Here is a 20,119-nt window from a genome sequence, read left to right as displayed (position 1 = left end):
CCATCCGGTGACATCGCGGTTTCCCCGGCCAGAATGGGCGATAATCCCCGCATGAACTGGAACTTCACCAAAATGCATGGCGCGGGCAACGACTTCGTCGTCCTGGACGGGGTCCGCCAGGCCATCGACATGACGCCCGAGCGCGCCCGCGCCCTGGGCGATCGCCACTTCGGCATCGGCGCCGACCAGATCCTGCTGGTCGAACGCGCCACCCGGCCCGACGCCGACTTCCGCTACCGCATCTTCAACGCCGACGGCAGCGAGGTCGAACACTGCGGCAACGGCGCGCGCTGCTTCGTGCGCTTCGTGCATGAACAGGGCCTGTCCGACCGCAACCCGCTGCGCGCCGAGATCGCCACAGGCATCCTGGTGCTGGACGAAGGCGACGACGAACAGGTCACGGTCGACATGGGCAGCACCCGCTTCGACCCGGCCGCCCTGCCCTTCGACACCGCCGGCCTGGCCTCGCGCAGCGAAGGCCAGGACACCCTCTGGGAACTGGAACTCGACGTGCCTGCCGGCCTGCCCCGCACGGTGGCCCTGTCGGCCGTGGCCATCTCCAATCCGCACGCGGTGCAAGTGGTGGACAACGTCGACACCGCGCCCGTCGCCATCGTCGGCCCGCTGATCGAAACCCATCCGCGCTTTGCCCGCCGCGTCAACGCCGGCTTCATGCAGATCGTCGACCGCAACAACATCCGCCTGCGCGTGCACGAGCGCGGCGCCGGCGAAACGCTGGCCTGTGGCACCGGCGCCTGCGCCGCGGTGGCGGCGGGCATCCGCCGCGGCCTGCTCGATTCGCCGGTGCGCGTACAGACGCGCGGCGGCGTGCTGACCATCGCCTGGAATGGCGAACAGCTACGCATGACCGGACCGGCCGAATCCGTCTTCACGGGCCAGGTCGATATCGACAAGCTCGTCTTTTCCATGGCGCTGAACCGCTGACCCCATGACCGATACCGCTTTCACCGCCCACGACATCGCCACGTTCCTGCAGGAGCACCCCGGCTTCTTCGACCAGCACGCGGACGTCTTCGCCACGCTGCAAGTGCCGCATCCGCACGGCTCGCGCGCCATCTCGCTGGGCGAGCGCCAGATCCTCACGCTGCGCGAACGCAATCGCGAACTCGAATGGCGCCTGAACGAACTGGTGCGCAACGCCACCGCCAACGAGACCATCGGCAGCCACATCTCCAAGTGGTGCTGCCGCCTGCTGTCCGAACCGGACCCGCAACGCGTGCCCGGCGAAATCGCCCTGGGCCTGGCCGAGCAATTCGAACTGAACCACGTGGCGCTGCGCCTGTGGAATCTGCCTGAACTGTCCGAAACCGGCTATGGCGAACCCGTCAGCCAGGACCTGCGTACCTTCACCGACAGCCTGAAGACGCCGTACTGCGGCACCGACACCGGCTTCGAGGCTGTCGCCTGGCTGGACGCCAAGCCCAAGTCGCTGGCGCTGGTGCCGCTGCGCCTGGAAGCCGACGGCGCCAGCGTCGGCCTGCTGGTGCTGGGCTCGGACGACCCCGAACGCTTCACCCCCGAGATGGGCACCGCGTTCCTCGACGCCATCGGCCAGCTGGCCTCCGCCGCGCTGCACCGGCTGAGCCCCGCCGCGCCCAAGGCGTGATCGAGCCATGAACACGGGAGCCCCGGAGCACGCCACAGAGCGCCCGGCGCCGGACGCTCCCCTGCCCGACCCGATGACCGCCTGGTTGCGCCATCTGGAAAGCAACCGCCGCTATTCCCCCCACACGCTGGACGGCTACCGGCGTGAACTGCGTTTCCTGCTGGAGCTGGCCGAACGCGCCAGATTGCCGCTCGACCAACTCGGCAACGGCCACATCCGCCAATTCGTGGCGCGGCTACATGCCCAGGGCCGCGGCCCGCGCAGCCTGGCCCGCACGCTGGCGGCCTGGCGCGGCTTCTATCAATGGTGGGCGCCCATGATCGGCCTGGCCGGCAATCCAGTGGCCGGCGTGCGCGCGCCCAAGGCGCCGCGCGGCCTGCCCAAGGCCTTGTCGGTGGAACAGACTCAGGCCCTGCTGGACCGCGCGCCGGCCCGGGTGGCAACCGAGCCGGCCGCGCTGCGCGACCAGGCCATGTTCGAGTTGTTGTATTCCAGTGGCCTGCGCCTGTCGGAACTGGTTGGTCTGGACCTGCGCTACACGCGCTCGGCCGACCATGAATCGCGCGGCTGGCTCAACCTGGACGACGCCGAGGTCATCGTGCTGGGCAAGGGCGGCAAGCGCCGCTCGGTGCCAGTCGGCCAGGCCGCGCTGGCGGCGCTGCGGCGCTGGATCGAGGCGCGGCCGCAACTGGCGCCGCCGGCGGCATCGGCCAACGATGCCGCCGCGCTGTTCCTGGGCGCGCGCGGGCGACGCATCTCGCCGCGCGTGGTGCAACTGCAGTTGGCGCAGGTCGCGCAGGCCGCCGGCCTGCCGACCCACGTGCATCCGCACGTGCTGCGCCACAGCTTCGCCAGCCATGTGTTGCAATCGGCGCAAGACCTGCGCGCCGTGCAAGAGATGCTGGGCCACGCCAACATCTCCACCACCCAGATCTATACCCGGCTCGACTTCCAGCATCTGGCGCGCGCCTACGACCAGGCGCATCCGCGCGCCGGACGCAAGTCCTGAGCGGGGCGCTCAGCCCCCGCCGGCCAGCATGCCGCCCAACAGCAGCACCCCCAGGGCCAGCACGGCCAAGGCGGCCAGCGCTTCCACCGCATAGCGCAGGCGCGCCGCCGCCACGCTCGACAGGCGCGTGCCCAGCGCGTTGGCTGCGCCCCCGGCCGCGACCGCCAGGCAGGCCAGCGCGGCCACGGTGAGGCCCGTGCCCAGGCCCATCGCCAGCGCCGAGGCCACCCCCGCCAGGAAAAACCCCTGCGACAACGCGAACACCAGCACGATCAGCGCGCCGCTGCACGGGCGCAGGCCCACCGCGAACACGGCAGACCAGGCGCGGCGCCAATTCAGCCGCCCGGCCATCTGCTCCGCCGGCGGCACGTGGGCATGGCCACAACCGCAGGCGTCGTCATGGTCATGGTGATGATGCGCTTGAGTGTGCGTATGGGCATGGCCCTGATGTCCGGCCTGCGCGCGCGGCGCAACCGCCTGCACCGTGATCGCGCGCAATGCCGCCGCCCCCTTCAAAGCCGGCGCGTCGGCGCTCGCCGCCGCGGCGGGCATGGCCCCATCGGGTGCGGCTGCCGCCCGGGAGGTCCGCCGCCGCCACAATGGCCGGATCGCCTTGACCCACACCAGCCAGACGCCCAGCAACGTCACCAATGCATACGACGCCAACTCCAGCCAGCGCGTTGCCTGGTTCATGGCCGCCGCCGTGGCATTGAACACCACGGCCAACACCGCCACCATCGCGATCGCCACCAGGGCCTGCACCAATGACGACAACAAGGCCAGCAATGCGCCGTTGCGCGCGGTCTGGCGATTGGCCAGCACGTACGAGGAAATCACCGCCTTGCCATGGCCCGGCCCCAACGCATGAAACACGCCATAGGCGAACGACAGGCCGATCAGCAGCCAGCCACCGCCATCGGCCTGCCAGGCCCGCACCGCCGCCGTGAGCTGGCGATAGAAATGGGTCTGCCATACCGACACCTGGCCGAAAAAACTCGCCAGCCAGCCGGGACCGCCAAGCCCCGCGCCGCCGCTCTCGGGCACACCGAAGGGATGCGCGCCCTGCGCCGCGGCCACGCCGCCCCAGGCCAGGACGGCCAATGCGATCAGCCCCGCGAGCGTGGCCGGCACTCGGCGGCCGCGCGCTACCGGCATTGCACTTCGATACGATGCGTCAGGCCCTTGGTGATGGCGAAAAGCTCCTCGGGCAACGCGTCCGGATCGGCCGGGATCGCGGCCAGTTGCTGCATGGTCTTCCAATCCAGTTCCTTGGGCTTGCGGTAAGCCTGCTTGCAGGCCGCCGCGCCGGGTCCATCCAGCGCGACCGCCCCCTTTTCCTCGAAGGCATAGGCCACGAAATACGTCGGGTCGTAGATGTCGACCTGCGCGCCCGCGGCATCCGCGGCGGCGGGCTCGGCCAGCGGCAGCGTGAAGGCCAGCGCCAGCCGCCCGGTCTTCGGGTTCCAGGTCACGCGCGCATCGCGCGGCGCGGCGAACGCCATGGTCTTGCCGGCGACAGTGACACGCGTGAAATAGTGCGAAATCGGTTCACCCAGCGCCTTCATCCAATCGCGCGCCATGCCCTTCAGGGTGTCATCCGGCAACGTGCCGTCCTTGCCCTTCTTGAGCCCCTGGGTGGCGTAGGCGCCGAACATTTCGTCGAACAGCCAGACCTGCCGCACGGCGGTGACCCGATGCTGTTCGTCCAGGTCGATCACGGCGCGGGCATCGATCCACATGTGGGGATGGGCGCTGGCGGCCGTGGCCGCCAACGCGCCCGCCACGGCGCTCAGGGCCGCAAGGCCGCGGCGAGCTGACGTACGTTCCATTCGAACATTTCCAGATAGGTGGCGCCGGGCTGTCCGGGTTTGGACAGGGCGTCGGAATACAGCGTACCACCCACCTTGGCGCCCGTTTCGCGCGCGATCTGCTGCACCAGGCGCGGACTGGTGATGTTCTCGACAAACACCGCCGGCACCTTGTCGCGCTTGACCTGCTCGATGATGCGCGCCACGTCGCCGGCCGACGGTTCGGCCGCGGTCGAGATGCCCATCGCGGAGATGAACTCGACGCCGTAGGCGTCGCCGAAATAGCCGAAGGCATCGTGCGAGGTGACCACCTTGCGGCGCTCGGCCGCGATCGCGGCGAAGGTCTTGCGGGCGGCCGCATCGGCGGCCTGCAGACGGGCGATATAGGCGTCGGCCCGCTTGCGGTAGGCGTCGGCATGGGCCGGGTCGACGGCCGCCAGGCCATCGGCCACATTGCGCGCGTAGATCACACCATTGGCCAGGTTCTGCCAGGCGTGCGGATCGACATCGCCATGATGATGGTGGCCTCCTTCCGCGCCATGGGCGTGATCGTGATCATGGTCATGGTCGTGATCCTTGTCGCCATGGCCGGCGAACTTGCGCGGCGTCACGCCCTTGGAAGCGATTACGGTCGATCCGGCGAAACCGGATGCCTTGACCAAGCGCGGCAGCCAGGCCTCGAAATCCAGGCCGTTGACGAACAGCACCTTGGCCGCCGTCAGCTTCTTGGCGTCGCCCGGAGTGGGCTCGTATTCGTGGGCGTCGCCGTCCGGGCCGACCAAGGTGTCGAGCCTGATGTCATTGCCGCCGACCTCGCGCACGATGTCGCCAAGGATCGAGAAACTGGCCACGACCGGCAAGGGTTCGGCGGCATGAGCCGCGCCGAAGGTCGCGGACAGCCACAAGCCAGCGGCGGCCAGCAAGGCGCGGCGGCGCGAAAGCGGCAGCAGAATGGAACGCATAGCGAATCTCCTTGGAGTTCAGGCGCGGCGCGATACGCGCCGCGCCCGCAGCAACCCGCCATGCGGGCCGCCAACGATGGAAAACAGGTAGCAAACGCCCGCGGCCAGGATGATGGCGGGCGAGGCGGGCACGTTGAAGTGGTACGACACCAGCAGGCCGGCGATCGAAGCGGCCACGCCGATGGCGGCGGCCAACGGAATCTGGCTGGCCGCCGAACGCCTCCAGAAACGGGCGGCGGCGGCCGGCAGCATCATGATGCCGACCACCATGAGCGTGCCCAGTACCTGAAATCCGGCCACCAGGTTCACCACCACCAACACCAGGAAACTCATGTGCACCAAGCCGCCATGACCGCCGCTGGCGCGCAGGAAGCCAGGATCGAGGCATTCGGCCACCAACAGGCGATACAGCGCGGCCAACGCCAGCAGCGTGATGCTGGCAGTCGCCGTCACCAGCAACAAGGCGTCATCGTCCAGCCCCAGCACTGTGCCGAAGAGCACATGCAGCAGATCCATGTTGGAGCCGCGCAGCGACACCAGCAACACCCCCAGGCCCAGCGAGATCAGATAAAAGGCGGCAAAACTGGCGTCCTCGCGCAGCGGCGTCAGGCGGGCCACCAGTCCCGCCAGCAACGCCACCGCCAGGCCGGTGAGGATGCCGCCCAGCATCATGGCGCCCAGCGACAGGCCGGACAGCAGGAAACCCGCCGCCACGCCCGGCAGGATGGCATGCGACATGGCGTCGCCCATCAGGCTCATGCGCCGCAGCACCAGGAACACGCCCAGCGGCGCGGCCCCCAACGACAGGGCACTGGCGCCGGCCAGCGCGCGCCGCATGAAGCCGTAATCGAGAAAGGGCGCCACGACCCATTGCAGCGCCGTCATGCAAAAGCCCTCATATGCCAGTCGCGCGCCGTCCGCAGATGCTCTTCGGTCAGCGCGGCCGCGGTCGCGCCCCAGGCCACCACCGACCCGGACAACAGCAGGCATTGCGGAAAATGCGCGCGCACCAGGTCGAAGTCGTGCAGCACGGCGACCACCGAGCGGCCCTGGCCATGCAGCTCGCACAGCAAGGCCATCAACTCATCGGCGGTATGGCTGTCGACGGCGGCGAAGGGCTCGTCCAGCAGCAATACCGGCGCATCCTGCACCAGCATGCGGGCGAACAGGGTGCGCTGCATCTGGCCGCCCGACAGCGTATCGACGCCTCGGCCAGCCATGTCCGCCAGGCCAACGGTTTCCAGCGCGCTCATGCAGCGGTCGAGTTCCTCGGGGCCATGACCACGCCAACTGCCGACCCGGCGCCACGCCCCCATGGCCACCAGATCCAGGACCCGGGCGGGAAAGGCGCGGTCCAGCTCGGCCGCCTGCGGCAGCCAGGCCAGCTCGGCGCGGCCGGCGCCGCCGATGTCGACGCGGCCGGACATGGGCCGCAACACCCCCATGATGCCCTTGATCAGCGTCGACTTGCCGGCGCCGTTGGGCCCGACCACCGCCGTCATGGAGCCCGGCTCGAACCGGCCCGAGACCCCGCGCAGGGCCGCATGTCCGTGCCAGCCGAACGAGGCATTGCGCAGTTCGATGGCAACCGGCGCGCGGTTCATCGCGGCCACCAGCCCAGCGCCCAGCCCGTCAGCGCCCACAATGCGAGCGCCGCGGCCAGCGCATAGGCCATGCGGCGCCAGGCGGACACGAGAAAGGCAGAGCGCAAGGCAACGCCAGGACGCGGCGTGGCCTCGATCCGCGTGGATGGGGTGGAAGACTGGGACATGGAGACGGCGGGCGGCAAGGCAGGGTGAAACGGCGTGGAATGGCCAAAACTCATTATGTTATATCATAACCAACAGGCTTGAATCGCGGGGTTTCGCCCGCAGCTGGATGTTTTCTGCTACCTTCCAGGCATCTCGCGCGCGTCGCGCGCGTTCCTTATCCAGATGAAGCCCGCCATGCCCGCTCCGCCCCGTTCTCCCCGCAGCGACACCGTAGGCGCCCAACTCAGCGTCGCCGAGGCGCTGTGCGAACAACGTGGCCGCCGCCTGACCCCCATCCGCCGCAAGGTGCTGGAACTGTTGCTGCGCCACGGCCGCAGCCTGAAGGCCTACGAACTGCTCGACGCCATGCGCGAGGTGCATCCTGGCGCGGCGCCCCCCACGGTATACCGTGCCCTGGACTTCCTGATGGACGAAGGCCTGATCCACCGCCTGGACGCCGTCAACGCCTGGAGCGCGTGCCATGACGTCGGCGGCGCGCCGCACGACCTGCTGGTGGTCTGTACCGGCTGCGGGGCGGTCGCCGAAATTTCCGACCCGGCCATGAGCCGCCAGCTCGCCGAGCGCGTTGCGCAAACCGGCTACGTCCTGGCCACCCATGAAACCGAAATCCGGGCCCTCTGCCCCCAATGCCAGAAGCAGCAGCCCGCGGACGCCGGGCACCACCACCACTGACGGTTTGGCGCTGGCGGCAGGCTCTGCCACCGGCGCCCCCGCCCGGGCGCTTGAAATCCGGAAAATCGCCCCAAAATAGGGATATCGCCTGATACTTGACGGCGTACAGCCGCGATCTGGGCGGCTACGGCCCCCGGGTTGGCCCGGGGTTTGCCCCCTGCCCCCGACTGTGCTGTAATCCTGCGTCCGGCCGCGATCCGCGGCCCTCGCAGCCTGTGGCAGTAACATCGGTCGAACGATGTCTGGCAGGCAATCGGCAGCCGCTGCCGCCCCGCCAGATCCCGCGTTTGACCGCCGTGTTTAACCGCCTTTACTTCACGCAAGCAGCTTCGCCATGAACACCCCGCGCAGTTTGGACAAAATGGTTCCCGTCACCATCCTCACCGGCTTTCTCGGTGCGGGCAAGACCACCCTGCTCAAGCGCATCCTGACCGAGTTCCACGGCCGCCGCGTCGCCGTCATCGAAAACGAATTCGGACCGGAAAGCATCGACAACGACCTGCTGGTGCAGGACAGCGATGAAGAAATCATCGAACTGTCGAACGGCTGCGTCTGCTGCACGGTGCGTGGCGATCTGATGCGCACGCTGTCCGACCTGCGCGCCAAGCGCGAGGCCGGCACCCTGAATTTCGAACGCGTCATCCTGGAAACCACCGGCATGGCCAACCCCGGCCCGGTGTGCCAGACGTTCTTCATGGACGACGACATCGCCGAGTACTACCGCCTGGACGCGGTGGTCACGGTGGTTGACGCCAAGCACGGCATGGTGACGCTGGATGAACAGCCCGAGGCGCAGAAGCAGGTCGGCTTCGCCGACCGCATCCTGGTCTCCAAGAAAGACCTGGTCAACGACATCGACTACGAAGCGCTGCGCAGCCGCCTGTTGCGGATGAACCCGCGCGCGCCGATCACGCCGGTCAACTTCGGCGACGTCGACCTGAAGTCCATCATCGACATCAGCGGTTTCAACCTGAACTCGATCCTGGACATCGACCCGGACTTCCTGGCCGACGAACATCCCGACGCTGCCCACGACCACGACCATGACCATCACGACCATGGCCACGATCACGGTCATGACCATCACGGCCACGATCATGATCACGAGGGCGAATGTGGCGCGCACTGCAATCATGCGCATCACCACCACCCCAAGCACGACGATGAAATCGGCGCGTTCGTATTCCGTTCCAACAAGCCGTTCGATCCCGCGCGCCTTGAGGAATTCCTGGGTGGCGTCGTACAAGTCTATGGTTCCGACCTGCTGCGCTACAAGGGCATCCTGTACATGAAGGGCATCAACCGCCGCATGTTGTTCCAGGGTGTCCACATGATGATGGGCGCCGAACCCGGCAAACCGTGGACCGCGGCCGAAAAGCCGTCCACCAAGATGGTCTTCATCGGACGCAAACTGCCCCAGGAGATTTTCACCCGGGGCTTGGAGCAGTGCCTGGCGGGGTGATCCCCTTTTTGGATACGTGACGCGGTGCGACGAAGGCAGTACTGTGAGGTACGAATAGCGTAGGCAGCAAGCACACGGACCGGGAAGACAATCCCGCGCCAGGATCGATTCATAGTGGAGTGTTTTCATGGCTACCAAGGCAGCAACCAAAAAATCAAGCAAGTCGACGAGCGATACGGCGATTGATCTGCCCAGCGAGAAGGAATTGCTGGCCATGCCCGAGTCCGACTACATGAACGATCGCCAACTGGCGTTCTTCAAGGAACGGCTCAAACAACTCGAACAGGACATCCTGGCCAACGCCGGCGAGACCACCGAGCACCTGCGTGAAACGCAATTCGTGCCCGACCCCGCCGACCGCGCCACCATCGAGGAAGAACACGCGCTCGAGCTGCGCACCCGCGACCGCGAGCGCAAGCTGCTGAAGAAAGTGCAACAGTCCATCGCCCGCATCGACAGCGGCGAATACGGCTGGTGCGAGGAAACCGGCGAACCCATCGGCATCCCGCGCCTGTTGGCCCGCCCCACCGCCACCCTGTCGCTGGAAGCGCAGGAACGGCGTGAAATGCGGCAGAAGCTGTACGGCGACTGATCCGTCCCGTTATTCAAGCGCCACACTGAAAGGCTATGCTGGTTTCCAGCATGGCCTTTTTTTCTCGCCGCCCACCGGCCGGCCGGTTCTGGCGGTGGCGCCCGGCAAGCCTTGATTTCACCGGCATCGCCCCCAGCTAGTCCTTTCAAAGGAAGGAACGCATGGAACAATTTCACGCCACCACCATCGTGTGTGTCCGCCGCGGCAACCGCGTCGCGCTCGGCGGCGATGGCCAGGTCACCCTGGGCAACATCGTCATCAAGGGCACGGCCCGCAAAATCCGCCGCCTGTACCACGACAAGATCCTGGCCGGCTTCGCCGGCGCCACCGCCGACGCGTTCACCCTGCAGGAACGCTTCGAGGCCAAGCTCGACAAGCACCAGGGCAACCTGATGCGCGCCGCGGTCGAACTGACCCGCGACTGGCGCACCGACCGCGTCCTGCGCCGGCTCGAAGCCATGCTGATCGTGGCCGACGCCGAGCACACCCTGGTGCTGACCGGCAATGGCGACGTGCTCGAACCCGAGTACGGCCTGGCCGCCATCGGCTCGGGCGGGGCCTATGCCCAGTCCGCCGCCCTGGCGCTGCTGCGCAACACCGAACTGGCGCCCGAGGCCATCGTCAAGCAATCGCTCGAGATCGCCGGCGACATCTGCATCTACACCAACCAGAACCACGTCATCGAAACGCTGGGCGACTGACACCCGCCGCGCGGCGCCACTCGCGGCGCCGTGGCACGCCCCCAGCCAGCCTCCGCTTCAAGGATCCGCCCTCATGTCCGCCTCCAACATGACGCCCGGAGAAATCGTCTCCGAACTCGACAAGTACATCGTCGGCCAGAACCGCGCTAAGCGCGCGGTGGCGGTGGCCCTGCGCAACCGCTGGCGCCGCCAGCAGGTGGCCGAGCCGCTGCGCCACGAAATCCACCCCAAGAACATCCTCATGATCGGCCCCACCGGCGTGGGCAAGACCGAGATTGCGCGCCGCCTGGCCAAGCTGGCCAACGCGCCCTTCATCAAGATCGAGGCCACCAAGTTCACCGAGGTGGGCTACGTCGGCCGCGACGTCGACACCATCATCCGCGACCTGACCGAATACTCGATCAAGCAGACCCGCGAACTGGAAATGCGCCGCGTGCGCACCCAGGCCGAGGATGCCGCCGAAGACCGCATTCTCGACGCGCTGGTGCCGCCGCCGCGCGGCGCCTCGGGCGAGCCCGAGCGCGGCGAGGACAACAGCGCCCGCCAGACCTTCCGCAAGCGCCTGCGCGAAGGCAAGATCGACGATCTCGAAATCGAGATCGAAGTGGCGCAGGCCGTGCCGCAAATGGATGTCATGACGCCCCCGGGCATGGAGGAAATGGCCGAGCAGTTGCGCGGCATGTTCGCCGGCATGGCGCGCGACAAGAAAAAACCCAAGAAGATGAAGGTGCGCGAAGCCTTCAAGCTGATCGTCGACGAGGAAGCCGCCAAGCGCGTCAACGAGGAAGACCTGCGCGCCGCCGCCATCACCAACGTCGAACAGAACGGCATCGTGTTCCTGGACGAGATCGACAAGATCGCTGCACGCCAGGAAAGCGGTGGCGCCGACGTCTCGCGCCAGGGCGTGCAGCGCGACCTGCTGCCGCTGGTCGAAGGCACCACCGTCAACACGCGCTACGGGATGGTCCGCACCGACCACATCCTGTTCATCGCCTCGGGCGCCTTCCACCTGGCGCGTCCTTCCGACCTGATCCCCGAACTGCAAGGCCGCTTCCCTATCCGCGTCGAACTCGAATCGCTGACCGCCGAGGACTTCGTGCGCATCCTGAGCGATACCGACGCCTCGCTGACCAAGCAGTACACGGCGCTGCTGGCCACCGAAGACGTGCAGCTGGAATTCACCGACGAAGGCGTGCGCCGCTTGGCCGAACTGGCCTACGAGGTCAACGAAACCACCGAGAACATCGGTGCCCGCCGCCTCTACACCGTGATGGAAAAGCTGCTGGACGAACTGTCGTTCGACGCCACCGCCTCCAGCAACAAGACGGTCAAGATCGACGCCGCTTACGTCAACGCGCAACTGGCCGAAGCCGCCAGCAGCCAGGACCTGGCCCGCTACGTGCTGTAGGCCTCGCCGCCGGCCTCACAACCGGCGGCACCCCGACAAAAGGCCCGCCGCAAGCGATTGCGGCGGGCCTTTTGTCGGCGAAGGCGAGGCCCGCGCCCGACGCGCCCGCAGCGCCTGTCACCATGCGGACGCCCGGCCGGCGCCCGCAGCGCGTTCAATTGGTGATCGCCGTCACCACATATTTGCCATCCTTGCGCTCGGCGGTAAAGCGCACCTTGTCGCCGGCCTTGATCTTGGCCAACAGCGCCGGGTTGGCGTCGTAGACCAGCGTCATGGCCGGCAGGTCCAGCGCCTTGATGGCGTCGTGCTTGATGGTGACCTTGCCCGCGCCAGGATCGACCCGCCGCACCTCGCCACTGGCCTCGGCCTGTTGGGCGAATGCCAGCGGCGTAGCCAGCGAGACGACGGCCATCGCGGTAGCGACGGCCAAGGGCGTTGCGTATTTGCGGTTGAAAGCCATGCGTTATCCTCCGATTGCGACGAAAGCACGATGCCGGCCTGGCAGCCCGCACGCGGTTTCCACAATGCTAGGATACCGCCCTCATGCAATAGTTTCCCGGTAATAACGCAACAATCCTGACGGTTGTTTGCAAAGGACACCCCATGGCCAATCGCCTTTCAGTCATCGCCACCCGCACCGGAGACGACGGCAGCACCGGACTAGGGGACGGATCGCGCGTACCCAAGGACGCCGCCCGCATCGCCGCGCTGGGTGATGTGGATGAATTGAACAGCGTCATCGGCCTGCTGCTGACCGAGCCCATGCCGGCCGACGTGGCGGCCGATTTGCTGACGATCCAACACGATTTGTTCGATATGGGTGCCGAATTGTGCATTCCGGGCCACGTCGCCCTGGCCGACGAGCAGGTGGCGCACCTGGATGCGCGGCTAGCCCACTACAACGCGGCCCTGCCGCCCCTGCGCGAATTCATCCTGCCGGGCGGTTCGCGGGCGGCGGCACACGCCCACCTGGCCCGCACCGCGTGCCGCCGCGCCGAGCGCGCGGTGGTGGCGCTGGCCCGCGCGGAAACGGTGAACGCGCCGGTGCGGCAGTACCTGAACCGGCTGTCGGACCTGATGTTCGTGCTGGCGCGCTATCTGAATCGCGAGGCAGGCAGACCCGACGTGTTCTGGACCAGCCGCGTGTCGCGCCAGGCTGCGGAATGAAAAAAAGCCCCTTGCGGGGCATTTCTGATCGGGGTTGCCGCAATGCTCAGTTGGGCACGCCCGCCGCATGCGCCTGCTCATCGGCGTGGTACGACGAACGCACCATGGCCCCAACCGCCGCGTGCGAGAAGCCCATCGCATAGGCCTCGCGCTCGAACATCGCGAAGGTGTCGGGATGCACGTAGCGCAGCACCGGCAGATGGTGCTCCGACGGCTGCAGGTACTGGCCGATGGTGAGCATGTCGACGTTGTGCTCGCGCATGTCGCGCATCACCTGCAGGATTTCCTCATCGGTCTCGCCCAGGCCAAGCATCAGGCCAGACTTGGTCGGCACATCGGGGTGCAGCTTCTTGAACTCGGCCAGCAGCTTGAGCGAGTGCATGTAGTCCGAGCCCGGGCGGGCCTGCTTGTACAGGCGCGGCACCGTTTCCAGGTTGTGGTTCATCACGTCCGGGGGACCGGCATTCAGGATGGTCAACGCGCGATCCAGGCGGCCGCGGAAGTCGGGCACCAGCACCTCGATACGGGTGGAGGGCGACCGTTCGCGGATCTGGGTGATACAGTCGACGAAGTGGCCGGCGCCGCCGTCGCGCAGGTCATCGCGGTCGACCGAGGTGATGACCACGTACGACAGCTTCATCGCGGCGATGGTGCGCGCCAGGTTTTCGGGTTCCTTGGTGTCGAGCGGATCGGGACGGCCATGGCCCACATCACAGAACGGGCAGCGGCGGGTGCACTTGTCGCCCATGATCATGAACGTGGCCGTGCCCTTGCCGAAGCACTCGCCGATGTTCGGGCAGGAGGCTTCCTCGCACACCGTGTGCAGATTGTGTTCGCGCAGGATGCGCTTGATGTCGTAGAAGCGCGAACCCGGCTGGGCCGCCTTGACGCGGATCCACTCCGGCTTCTTCAGGCGTTCGGCGGGAATGATCTTGATCGGAATGCGCGCCGTCTTGGCCTGGGATTTCTGTTTCTGCGTCGGATCGTACGCCGGTTCCGCGGGCGTGGCGGCGGGTTCGTTCGAGGGCACAGGCGACTCGGCAAGCGTGGACATGGGGCACCTTCACGACCGGCACGCACACGCCCCGGTCTGAGACAAAAGAAGACATTTTACCCCTTGCGCCCGAATCCGCTCGAATGGTCCGATGCCGGGCCGCCTCGGGTTATCGTCACGCCTGACGAATCCACACCGCCTTCCCGATGCCCGCCTTGCCTTCGCCCCGCCCCATCGCCCTGCTCGCCCCCCGGCTCGATTACGCGCCGGCGGCCCGCGCCATACAGGCATGCGCCGAACGACTGGCGCCGGCCGGCTACTATCTGGCCGCCGGCCCCTGGCGCGATGCCTCCCTGCTGCCACGGCTGGCCCAATTGGCGCCGGCCGCGGCGCTGGCGATCGGGCCGCTCGACGACCCGCCATTGCGCGCCGCCGTGGCGGCGCTGGAAATCCCGGTAGTGGAAACCTGGAGTGCGCCGGCCGCCCCATTGGACAGCCTGGTCACTGCCGACAACACCGAGGCAGGCCGCCTGGCGGCCCGCCATCTCGCCGAAAAAGGCCATGCCCGCGTGGCCTGCATCAGCGCCGACACCCCATGGGAACGCGCCCGCCGCGAAGGGTTCATCGCCAGCGCGGCCGCGCTGGGGCGCGACCTGGTCGCCGATATCGTGCAGCCCGAGGCCCAGCAACTGAACGACGGCCGCATGGCATTCCTGCGCCTGCTGGCCACCAATACGATTTTCGACGCGGTGTTCTGCACCTCGGACTTGCTGGCCGCCGCCACGGTGTCGGAGGCCCACAACCGCGACCTGCACGTACCGCAGGACCTGGCGGTGCTGGGGTTCACCGAGGACGGCAGCGCAGCGCAGTGGGTCCAGGGGCTGACGACGCTGGGCGTGGACGCGGCCGAACTGGGCCGGCGCGCGGGACAACTGCTGCTGGACCGGCTCGACGGCGAGCAGCCGGCCGGCACGCGGCTGACGCTCGACGTCGTGTTCGAGGCGCGCCTGAGTACTTAGCGGGTACGTGGCGGGCCCGCCGGCCGCGCCACGACTCGGCGGGTTCGCGCGGGCGCCATGGTCCGCCCCGTAAGCCGCTCAGGCCCCCGTCTCGTACAACGGCGGAAAGCCGCAATCGCGCAGCATCGCATCGGCTTCGCGCAGAAACGCCGCCGTGGAGGTCTCGGGCACGCGCGCCAGCCACTGCACCGCCTCTTGCTTGCGGCCCCGCAGCAACAGCATGCGGCCCAGGTGGAACATGCCGCGAAAATCGCCGCCCTCGGCGCAACGCCGGTAGCAATCGAACGCGCGCTCCAGATCCTGTTCCACCACCTCGCCGGCTTCGTAGAAGCGGCCGACAACGCCCATGGATTTGACGTGGCCCATCTGCGCCGCCTGCTGGTACAGGGCCAGCGCCGCCGCGCCGTTTCGCGCCACGCCTCCGCGGCCGCTCTTGAGCAGATGGGCATAGTTGTACATGCCCCAGTCCAGCCCACGATCCGCGGCCAGCCGGAACCAGTAGGCCGCCACGGTATCGTCCGCCGGCACGCCCCAGCCGTTCTCATAGCAACGGCCGATCATGTTGATGGCCATGGGGTGATCGGCGTTGGCGGCGCGCTTGAACCACGCCAGCCCTTCGGCGGGGTCACGCGGCACGCCGATGCCATCGAGCAGCATCTGGCCGAAGATGGTCTGCGCCTCGACCAGGCCCATTTCGGCCGCCGTGCGAATCCAGGCGGCGTATTGCGGCGCCGGCCCGGCGCGCAGGCTGGCCAATTGCTCGGGGGTGGTCGCGGCCACCTCGGCCGGGGTATAGCGGGTTGTCTTCATATGGGTGTCCGTGCCTGGCGCCACAAGCGGGCCAGGTTGCCCGCCAGCGCGTCGCCCACCTCGGTGGGATCGCGCCGCGTGCCACAGGATGCCATGTCGACGGTGCGCAGGCCGGCGTAGCCGCAGGGATTGATGCCGAGAAACGGCGTCAGATCCATCGCCACGTTGAGCGATACGCCGTGATAGGCACGGCCATTGCGGATCTTGATGCCCAGCGCGGCGATCTTGGCCAATTCGCTGCCGCCATCGGGATCCGGCACATACACCCCGGGCGCGCCCGGCTTGCGGCAGGCGCCGGCCACCCCCATCGCATCGAGCGTGTCGATCACCGCGGCCTCCAGCAGAGCCACGTATTCCTTCACGTACATATCGACGCGGCGCAGGTCGAACAGCGCATACGCCATGACCTGGCCCGGGCCGTGATAGGTGACCTGCCCGCCGCGGTCGCACTGCACCAGGGGAATCGCACCGGGGTTGAGCACGTGCTCGGGCAGGCCCGCCTGCCCCAGCGTATAGACCGGTGCATGCTCGCACAGCCAGATTGCGTCGGGCGTATCGGCCGAACGCTGGTCGGTGTACGCCTGCATGTCCCGCCACACGGACAGGTAGTCCGCGGGCCGCGCGAGCCACTTGATCACAACTGCTGGCCTCTACGTCTACAGGACGATCGACACCATCGGATGGCCATGCAAGGCACGGTAGAGCTCGTCGAGCTGCTCGCGCGAGGTGGCGCGCACCGTGAAGGTCAGCCCCATGTAGTTGCCGCCCTTGCTGGGCCGCATCTCGACCGTCGCCACATCGAAGCCCGGGTCGAAGCGCAGCACGACTTCAGTCAGCGTCTGGGCGAATTCAGGGTGCTGCTTGCCCATGACCTTGATGGGAAAGTCGCTGGGATATTCGATAAGGGAGTCTTCGGGCGGAATATGCATGATGGATGGCCTGGAACGTCAATATTTCTATATGGGGGCAGGCATCGTGCAGGCAAGGCCCGCCGCCGGGGCGCGCGGCGTGGGCGGCCGGCCGGCCGCCCCGCGGGGCCTAGAGCGCGGCGATGCGGGCATCATAACCCGCGCGCAATAGCTCATAAACAGGGCCGGGCTTGCCCGAACCGACCGGCCGGCCATCCAGCGCGACGATCGGCAAGACTTCCTTGGTGGCCGAGGAAAGCATCAGCTCGTCGGCCCGGATCACTTCATCCTGGGCGAGGCGGCGCGCCTCGAACGGAATGCCGGCCTCGGCCGCCAGCTCGCCCATCAGGCCATAGCGGATGCCTTCCAGGATCAGGTTGTTCTTGGGCGGCGCGAGCAGCTTGCCGCCGGACACCACCCAGATATTGGTGGACGAGCCTTCCGTGAGAAAGCCGTCGCGGAACTGCAGCACCTCGTCGACGTGGGCGTCCACCGCCTGCTGCTTGGCCAGCACGTTGCCCAGCAGCGAAACCGATTTGATTTCGCAGTGCAGCCAGCGCTCGTCGGGAATGCTGATCGCGCCAAGCCCCTGCGCGCGCTGGGCGGCCGACGGCGGCGTCCAGGCCGAGACCATGCCAAACACCGTGGGGCTCACAGCCGGCGAGGGAAACGGGTGGTCCCGCTTGGCCACGCCGCGCGTCACCTGCAGATAGACGATGCAGGTATCCAGGCGCGTGCGGTCGAGCAATTGCCGGATCAGGTCGATCCAGCCACTGCGGTCGAACGGTTGCGCGATGCGCAGGGCGGCCAGGCTGCGGTCCAGGCGGTCGAGGTGCTCGGCCATGCGAAAGGCATTGCCTTGGTACACAGGGACGACTTCGTAGATGCCATCGCCGAAAATGAAGCCGCGGTCGAGGACGGAGACCTTGGCCTCGTCCACGCGCAGGAACTCACCGTTGAGATACACCTGGCTTTCGCCCGGCACGCCCGGAATCATGAGGCACTCCTGAATTTGAAATGGAATAGGGACGGGCCTGCCGGCCCGCCCCTGGAAGCATGCAAAACGGGCGTTTCGCGCACGAAACGCCCGTTGCTAGCTTACACCCGCGGCCGCGCCCATGGCGCGCCCGCTTACTGGAACCAGCGCTTGACGGTATCGACCATGCGGCCGAAGAAACCGGCGCGCTCGACCGCATCCTGCACCACCAGCGGTTCGGTGCGCAGCACCTTGCCGTCCAGCGTGAATTGCAGCGTGCCGACCTGCTGGCCCTTGGCCAGCGGCGCGATCAACGGATCCGTGCGTTGCGCCACCGGCTTGAGTTCGCCGGCCTTGCCGCGCGGCACCGCGATGGAGACCGGGTTGGGCGGGCCGAGCTTGACGTTGTCGGCGGTGCCTTCCCATACGCGGGCATCGATACCGGGCTGACTCTTGTCGAACAGCTTGACCGTGTCGAAGTTCTGGAAGCTCCAGTTCAGCAACTTGAGGCTTTCCTCGGCGCGCGTGGCTTCGCTGTCGGTGCCCACCACCACCACCAGGATGCGGCGATCGCCGCGCACCGCGGTCGACACCAGGCAATAGCCTGCCGAATCGGTATGGCCGGTCTTCATGCCGTCGACCGACGGGTCGGCCCACAACAGGCGGTTGCGGTTGGGCTGGGTGATCTTGTTGTAGGTGAAGCTCTTCTGCTTGTAATAGTGGAAGAACTGCGGATGATCGGTGATCAGGTGCGCCGACAGCGTGGCCAGGTCGCGCGCCGACGTCATGTGCTGCGGATCGGGCAAGCCGGTGGCGTTCATGAAGTGGGTGTTGCGCATGCCCAGGCGCTCGGCTTCCTGGTTCATGAGCGAGGCGAACGCGGTTTCGCTGCCGCCGACCGCTTCAGCCAGCGCGACCGAGGCGTCGTTGCCGGACTGCACGATCATGCCCTGGTTCAGCTCATCGACAGTAACCGGCTTGCGCGGCTCGATGAACATGCGCGAACCGCCGGTGCGCCAGGCGTGCTCGGACACGGGCACGGTCTGCTCCAGCGTCAGGCGCTTTTCCTCGAGCGCGTTGAAAACCACATAGGCCGTCATGATCTTGGTGAGCGATGCGGGCTCGACCTTCATGTCGGGATTGGAGGCCGCCAGGGTCTGGCCGCTGTTCACGTCCAGCACGATCCAGGCCTTGGCCGCGATGGTGGGCGCGGGAACCGCCGACACATCGCCCACCGGCACCGCTCCCGTTGCCGACGGCGCGCCGGCCGTGGCTCCCGCGGCGGCCGGCGCAGCGGCGGGCGCCTGCTGGGCCCAGGCTGGCAGCGACGCCGCCAGCATCGCCGACAACACCGCGCCGGCGAGGGCGCGGCGGGCAAAGACTACGGGGGAGAGAGTGGGGTAAGACAGATTCTTCATCGGCAACGTGGGTCCTGGAAAGACGCCCGCCGGCGCGGGGCTGATGGCTGACAATTATAGGCAGTCGATGAGACTCGTCCGGCCCGGGATGGGTTCCGCGGGCATTTAAAACATGCAACTTGATGCTACGCCGCGCCTAGCGCGGCACACGCATTCAATCAAGCTTGACCTTCAGGTGCGCCTGCACCAGTTGGCGCAGCACCAGCAGCTTGCCGTGGAAAAAGTGCGAAGCGCCCGGGATCACCACCACCGGAATCGAACGCGGCCGAGCCCAGTCCATGGCCTCGGACAGGGGCACGACTTCGTCCTGTTCGCCATGCACCATCAACGTATCGCCAGGCACCTGCACCTCATGCGGCTGGAAACGGTTGACGGCAGGTCCCATCAGCATCAGCGCGCTCGGCAGCACGGCATCCCCCTGGTCGACCAGCGCGGCGTAGGTCTGCGCGGCCACCGCCGTGCCAAAGGAAAATCCGGCCAGCACCCAGGGCGCGGCCGCCAGTTCCGGGTGGCGCTCGCGCATCTGCGCGACCAGCGCCAGCATGTCCTGGGTCTCGCCCACGGATTTGTCGAACGCGCCCTCGGACAACCCGACACCGCGGAAATTGGGGCGCACCGCCACCAGGCCATGCTGGACACAGGCGCGCGACAATGTGGTCACGACCTTGTTCTCGCGCGCGCCGCCCTGCAAAGGATGCGGGTGCAGCACCAGGGCCCAGCCCCGTGGCGTGCCGTCGGGCCAGTCCACCGCGCAATCGATGCGGCCGGCGGCGCCGGTAAAGGCTTGGGTTTCAGTGCTTGCGGGCATGGCGGA

The 20,119-nt window shown here is 67.5% G+C and carries 24 protein-coding genes; 10 read left to right on the top strand and 14 right to left on the bottom strand.

Going from position 1 to position 20,119, the window contains the following annotated elements:
- Nucleotides 1–33: 33 nt before the first annotated feature.
- The 3 genes from dapF to xerC are packed head-to-tail and all read left to right on the top strand — an operon-like array spanning nt 34 to nt 2,636.
- Nucleotides 34–945: a diaminopimelate epimerase gene (gene dapF / locus HV701_RS14560; RefSeq protein WP_175133725.1), complete on the top strand. Its 912-nt coding sequence runs from the start codon at nt 34–36 to the stop codon at nt 943–945.
- A gap of 4 nt (nt 946–949) precedes the next feature.
- Nucleotides 950–1,627, top strand: a complete 678-nt coding sequence (locus HV701_RS14555) for a DUF484 family protein (RefSeq protein WP_175133724.1) — start codon at nt 950–952, stop codon at nt 1,625–1,627.
- Between the two features lie 7 nt (nt 1,628–1,634).
- Nucleotides 1,635–2,636: a tyrosine recombinase XerC gene (gene xerC / locus HV701_RS14550; RefSeq protein ID WP_276529850.1), complete on the top strand. Its 1,002-nt coding sequence runs from the start codon at nt 1,635–1,637 to the stop codon at nt 2,634–2,636.
- Nucleotides 2,637–2,645: 9 nt separating this feature from the next.
- Here xerC and HV701_RS14545 read toward each other — a convergent pair whose 3' ends face one another.
- From HV701_RS14545 to HV701_RS14520, 6 genes are read right to left on the bottom strand one after another with little or no spacing between them, the layout of a single operon-like run.
- On the bottom strand, nt 2,646–3,791 hold the full coding sequence (locus HV701_RS14545) for a nickel/cobalt transporter (protein ID WP_175133723.1): 1,146 nt from the start codon (nt 3,789–3,791) through the stop codon (nt 2,646–2,648).
- Nucleotides 3,782–4,465 (bottom strand): DUF1007 family protein, encoded by a 684-nt coding sequence (locus HV701_RS14540; RefSeq protein ID WP_175133722.1) that lies wholly within the window; start codon nt 4,463–4,465, stop codon nt 3,782–3,784. Before HV701_RS14540 ends, HV701_RS14545 begins: the two co-directional genes overlap by 10 nt.
- Complete coding sequence (locus HV701_RS14535) at nt 4,426–5,406, bottom strand: metal ABC transporter substrate-binding protein (protein WP_175133721.1); 981 nt, start codon at nt 5,404–5,406, stop codon at nt 4,426–4,428. Before HV701_RS14535 ends, HV701_RS14540 begins: the two co-directional genes overlap by 40 nt.
- Before the next feature lie 18 nt (nt 5,407–5,424).
- On the bottom strand, nt 5,425–6,291 hold the full coding sequence (locus HV701_RS14530; RefSeq protein ID WP_175133720.1) for a metal ABC transporter permease: 867 nt from the start codon (nt 6,289–6,291) through the stop codon (nt 5,425–5,427).
- Nucleotides 6,288–7,010 carry a metal ABC transporter ATP-binding protein gene (locus HV701_RS14525; protein ID WP_175133719.1) on the bottom strand — a complete coding sequence of 241 codons (723 nt, stop codon included), beginning with the start codon at nt 7,008–7,010 and terminating at the stop codon, nt 6,288–6,290. Before HV701_RS14525 ends, HV701_RS14530 begins: the two co-directional genes overlap by 4 nt.
- The gene (locus HV701_RS14520) at nt 7,007–7,177 is read right to left on the bottom strand and encodes a hypothetical protein (protein WP_175133718.1); all 171 of its coding nucleotides are present in this window, start codon (nt 7,175–7,177) and stop codon (nt 7,007–7,009) included. Before HV701_RS14520 ends, HV701_RS14525 begins: the two co-directional genes overlap by 4 nt.
- 175 nt (nt 7,178–7,352) lie before the next feature.
- Here HV701_RS14520 and HV701_RS14515 point away from each other — a divergent pair, with 175 nt between their 5' ends.
- The 5 genes from HV701_RS14515 to hslU all read left to right on the top strand — a co-directional run bounded on the left by HV701_RS14515 (nt 7,353) and on the right by hslU (nt 12,013).
- Complete coding sequence (locus HV701_RS14515) at nt 7,353–7,850, top strand: Fur family transcriptional regulator (RefSeq protein ID WP_175133717.1); 498 nt, start codon at nt 7,353–7,355, stop codon at nt 7,848–7,850.
- A 334-nt stretch (nt 7,851–8,184) separates the two neighbouring features.
- The gene (locus tag HV701_RS14510; RefSeq protein WP_175133716.1) at nt 8,185–9,312 is read left to right on the top strand and encodes a CobW family GTP-binding protein; all 1,128 of its coding nucleotides are present in this window, start codon (nt 8,185–8,187) and stop codon (nt 9,310–9,312) included.
- A gap of 127 nt (nt 9,313–9,439) precedes the next feature.
- Nucleotides 9,440–9,904 carry an RNA polymerase-binding protein DksA gene (gene dksA / locus HV701_RS14505; RefSeq protein WP_056327244.1) on the top strand — a complete coding sequence of 155 codons (465 nt, stop codon included), beginning with the start codon at nt 9,440–9,442 and terminating at the stop codon, nt 9,902–9,904.
- A gap of 161 nt (nt 9,905–10,065) precedes the next feature.
- Nucleotides 10,066–10,605 carry an ATP-dependent protease subunit HslV gene (gene hslV / locus HV701_RS14500; RefSeq protein ID WP_175133715.1) on the top strand — a complete coding sequence of 180 codons (540 nt, stop codon included), beginning with the start codon at nt 10,066–10,068 and terminating at the stop codon, nt 10,603–10,605.
- A 73-nt stretch (nt 10,606–10,678) separates the two neighbouring features.
- Entirely contained in the window at nt 10,679–12,013 is a 1,335-nt protein-coding gene (gene hslU / locus HV701_RS14495) for an ATP-dependent protease ATPase subunit HslU (protein WP_175133714.1), read from the top strand.
- 154 nt (nt 12,014–12,167) lie between these two features.
- Here hslU and HV701_RS14490 read toward each other — a convergent pair whose 3' ends face one another.
- Complete coding sequence (locus HV701_RS14490; protein WP_175133713.1) at nt 12,168–12,473, bottom strand: copper-binding protein; 306 nt, start codon at nt 12,471–12,473, stop codon at nt 12,168–12,170.
- A 143-nt stretch (nt 12,474–12,616) separates the two neighbouring features.
- Here HV701_RS14490 and HV701_RS14485 point away from each other — a divergent pair, with 143 nt between their 5' ends.
- Nucleotides 12,617–13,180, top strand: a complete 564-nt coding sequence (locus tag HV701_RS14485) for a cob(I)yrinic acid a,c-diamide adenosyltransferase (RefSeq protein WP_175133712.1) — start codon at nt 12,617–12,619, stop codon at nt 13,178–13,180.
- Nucleotides 13,181–13,226: 46 nt separating this feature from the next.
- Here the strand turns inward: HV701_RS14485 and lipA are convergent, their stop codons facing one another.
- Nucleotides 13,227–14,234 carry a lipoyl synthase gene (lipA, locus tag HV701_RS14480; RefSeq protein WP_175133711.1) on the bottom strand — a complete coding sequence of 336 codons (1,008 nt, stop codon included), beginning with the start codon at nt 14,232–14,234 and terminating at the stop codon, nt 13,227–13,229.
- 146 nt (nt 14,235–14,380) lie between these two features.
- Between lipA and HV701_RS14475 the strand changes: the two genes are divergently transcribed.
- On the top strand, nt 14,381–15,193 hold the full coding sequence (locus HV701_RS14475) for a substrate-binding domain-containing protein (RefSeq protein WP_175133710.1): 813 nt from the start codon (nt 14,381–14,383) through the stop codon (nt 15,191–15,193).
- Nucleotides 15,194–15,271: 78 nt separating this feature from the next.
- Here HV701_RS14475 and HV701_RS14470 read toward each other — a convergent pair whose 3' ends face one another.
- From HV701_RS14470 to HV701_RS14445, 6 genes are all read right to left on the bottom strand, one after another.
- Entirely contained in the window at nt 15,272–16,003 is a 732-nt protein-coding gene (locus HV701_RS14470) for a tetratricopeptide repeat protein (protein WP_175133709.1), read from the bottom strand.
- Nucleotides 16,000–16,641, bottom strand: a complete 642-nt coding sequence (gene lipB / locus HV701_RS14465) for a lipoyl(octanoyl) transferase LipB (protein ID WP_175133708.1) — start codon at nt 16,639–16,641, stop codon at nt 16,000–16,002. The genes HV701_RS14470 and lipB overlap by 4 nt, the downstream gene beginning before the upstream one ends.
- Nucleotides 16,642–16,659: 18 nt before the next feature.
- Nucleotides 16,660–16,932 carry a YbeD family protein gene (locus HV701_RS14460; RefSeq protein WP_175133707.1) on the bottom strand — a complete coding sequence of 91 codons (273 nt, stop codon included), beginning with the start codon at nt 16,930–16,932 and terminating at the stop codon, nt 16,660–16,662.
- A gap of 109 nt (nt 16,933–17,041) precedes the next feature.
- Nucleotides 17,042–17,908, bottom strand: a complete 867-nt coding sequence (locus HV701_RS14455) for a D-amino acid aminotransferase (RefSeq protein ID WP_175133706.1) — start codon at nt 17,906–17,908, stop codon at nt 17,042–17,044.
- Between the two features lie 134 nt (nt 17,909–18,042).
- Nucleotides 18,043–19,305, bottom strand: a complete 1,263-nt coding sequence (locus tag HV701_RS14450) for a D-alanyl-D-alanine carboxypeptidase family protein (RefSeq protein WP_175133705.1) — start codon at nt 19,303–19,305, stop codon at nt 18,043–18,045.
- A 154-nt stretch (nt 19,306–19,459) separates the two neighbouring features.
- Nucleotides 19,460–20,113 (bottom strand): alpha/beta hydrolase, encoded by a 654-nt coding sequence (locus HV701_RS14445; RefSeq protein WP_175133704.1) that lies wholly within the window; start codon nt 20,111–20,113, stop codon nt 19,460–19,462.
- Nucleotides 20,114–20,119: the final 6 nt, after the last annotated feature.

The sequence above is a fragment of the Achromobacter pulmonis genome (genome assembly GCF_902859765.1).
Classification (GTDB): domain Bacteria; phylum Pseudomonadota; class Gammaproteobacteria; order Burkholderiales; family Burkholderiaceae_B; genus Achromobacter; species Achromobacter pulmonis.
This window is presented reverse-complemented; position numbering and strand designations above follow the sequence as displayed.

Excerpts from the sequence above, each read along its gene's own strand:
- dapF (WP_175133725.1), top strand. The coding sequence starts at position 34 with ATGGGCGATAATCCCCGCATGAACTGGAACTTCACCAAAATGCATGGC.
- HV701_RS14555 (WP_175133724.1), top strand. The coding sequence starts at position 950 with ATGACCGATACCGCTTTCACCGCCCACGACATCGCCACGTTCCTGCAG.
- xerC (WP_276529850.1), top strand. The coding sequence starts at position 1,635 with ATGAACACGGGAGCCCCGGAGCACGCCACAGAGCGCCCGGCGCCGGAC.
- HV701_RS14545 (WP_175133723.1), bottom strand. The coding sequence starts at position 3,791 with ATGCCGGTAGCGCGCGGCCGCCGAGTGCCGGCCACGCTCGCGGGGCTG.
- HV701_RS14540 (WP_175133722.1), bottom strand. The coding sequence starts at position 4,465 with ATGGAACGTACGTCAGCTCGCCGCGGCCTTGCGGCCCTGAGCGCCGTG.
- HV701_RS14535 (WP_175133721.1), bottom strand. The coding sequence starts at position 5,406 with ATGCGTTCCATTCTGCTGCCGCTTTCGCGCCGCCGCGCCTTGCTGGCC.
- HV701_RS14530 (WP_175133720.1), bottom strand. The coding sequence starts at position 6,291 with ATGACGGCGCTGCAATGGGTCGTGGCGCCCTTTCTCGATTACGGCTTC.
- HV701_RS14525 (WP_175133719.1), bottom strand. The coding sequence starts at position 7,010 with ATGAACCGCGCGCCGGTTGCCATCGAACTGCGCAATGCCTCGTTCGGC.
- HV701_RS14520 (WP_175133718.1), bottom strand. The coding sequence starts at position 7,177 with ATGTCCCAGTCTTCCACCCCATCCACGCGGATCGAGGCCACGCCGCGT.
- HV701_RS14515 (WP_175133717.1), top strand. The coding sequence starts at position 7,353 with ATGCCCGCTCCGCCCCGTTCTCCCCGCAGCGACACCGTAGGCGCCCAA.
- HV701_RS14510 (WP_175133716.1), top strand. The coding sequence starts at position 8,185 with ATGAACACCCCGCGCAGTTTGGACAAAATGGTTCCCGTCACCATCCTC.
- dksA (WP_056327244.1), top strand. The coding sequence starts at position 9,440 with ATGGCTACCAAGGCAGCAACCAAAAAATCAAGCAAGTCGACGAGCGAT.
- hslV (WP_175133715.1), top strand. The coding sequence starts at position 10,066 with ATGGAACAATTTCACGCCACCACCATCGTGTGTGTCCGCCGCGGCAAC.
- hslU (WP_175133714.1), top strand. The coding sequence starts at position 10,679 with ATGTCCGCCTCCAACATGACGCCCGGAGAAATCGTCTCCGAACTCGAC.
- HV701_RS14490 (WP_175133713.1), bottom strand. The coding sequence starts at position 12,473 with ATGGCTTTCAACCGCAAATACGCAACGCCCTTGGCCGTCGCTACCGCG.
- HV701_RS14485 (WP_175133712.1), top strand. The coding sequence starts at position 12,617 with ATGGCCAATCGCCTTTCAGTCATCGCCACCCGCACCGGAGACGACGGC.
- lipA (WP_175133711.1), bottom strand. The coding sequence starts at position 14,234 with ATGTCCACGCTTGCCGAGTCGCCTGTGCCCTCGAACGAACCCGCCGCC.
- HV701_RS14475 (WP_175133710.1), top strand. The coding sequence starts at position 14,381 with ATGCCCGCCTTGCCTTCGCCCCGCCCCATCGCCCTGCTCGCCCCCCGG.
- HV701_RS14470 (WP_175133709.1), bottom strand. The coding sequence starts at position 16,003 with ATGAAGACAACCCGCTATACCCCGGCCGAGGTGGCCGCGACCACCCCC.
- HV701_RS14460 (WP_175133707.1), bottom strand. The coding sequence starts at position 16,932 with ATGCATATTCCGCCCGAAGACTCCCTTATCGAATATCCCAGCGACTTT.
- HV701_RS14455 (WP_175133706.1), bottom strand. The coding sequence starts at position 17,908 with ATGATTCCGGGCGTGCCGGGCGAAAGCCAGGTGTATCTCAACGGTGAG.
- HV701_RS14450 (WP_175133705.1), bottom strand. The coding sequence starts at position 19,305 with ATGAAGAATCTGTCTTACCCCACTCTCTCCCCCGTAGTCTTTGCCCGC.
- HV701_RS14445 (WP_175133704.1), bottom strand. The coding sequence starts at position 20,113 with ATGCCCGCAAGCACTGAAACCCAAGCCTTTACCGGCGCCGCCGGCCGC.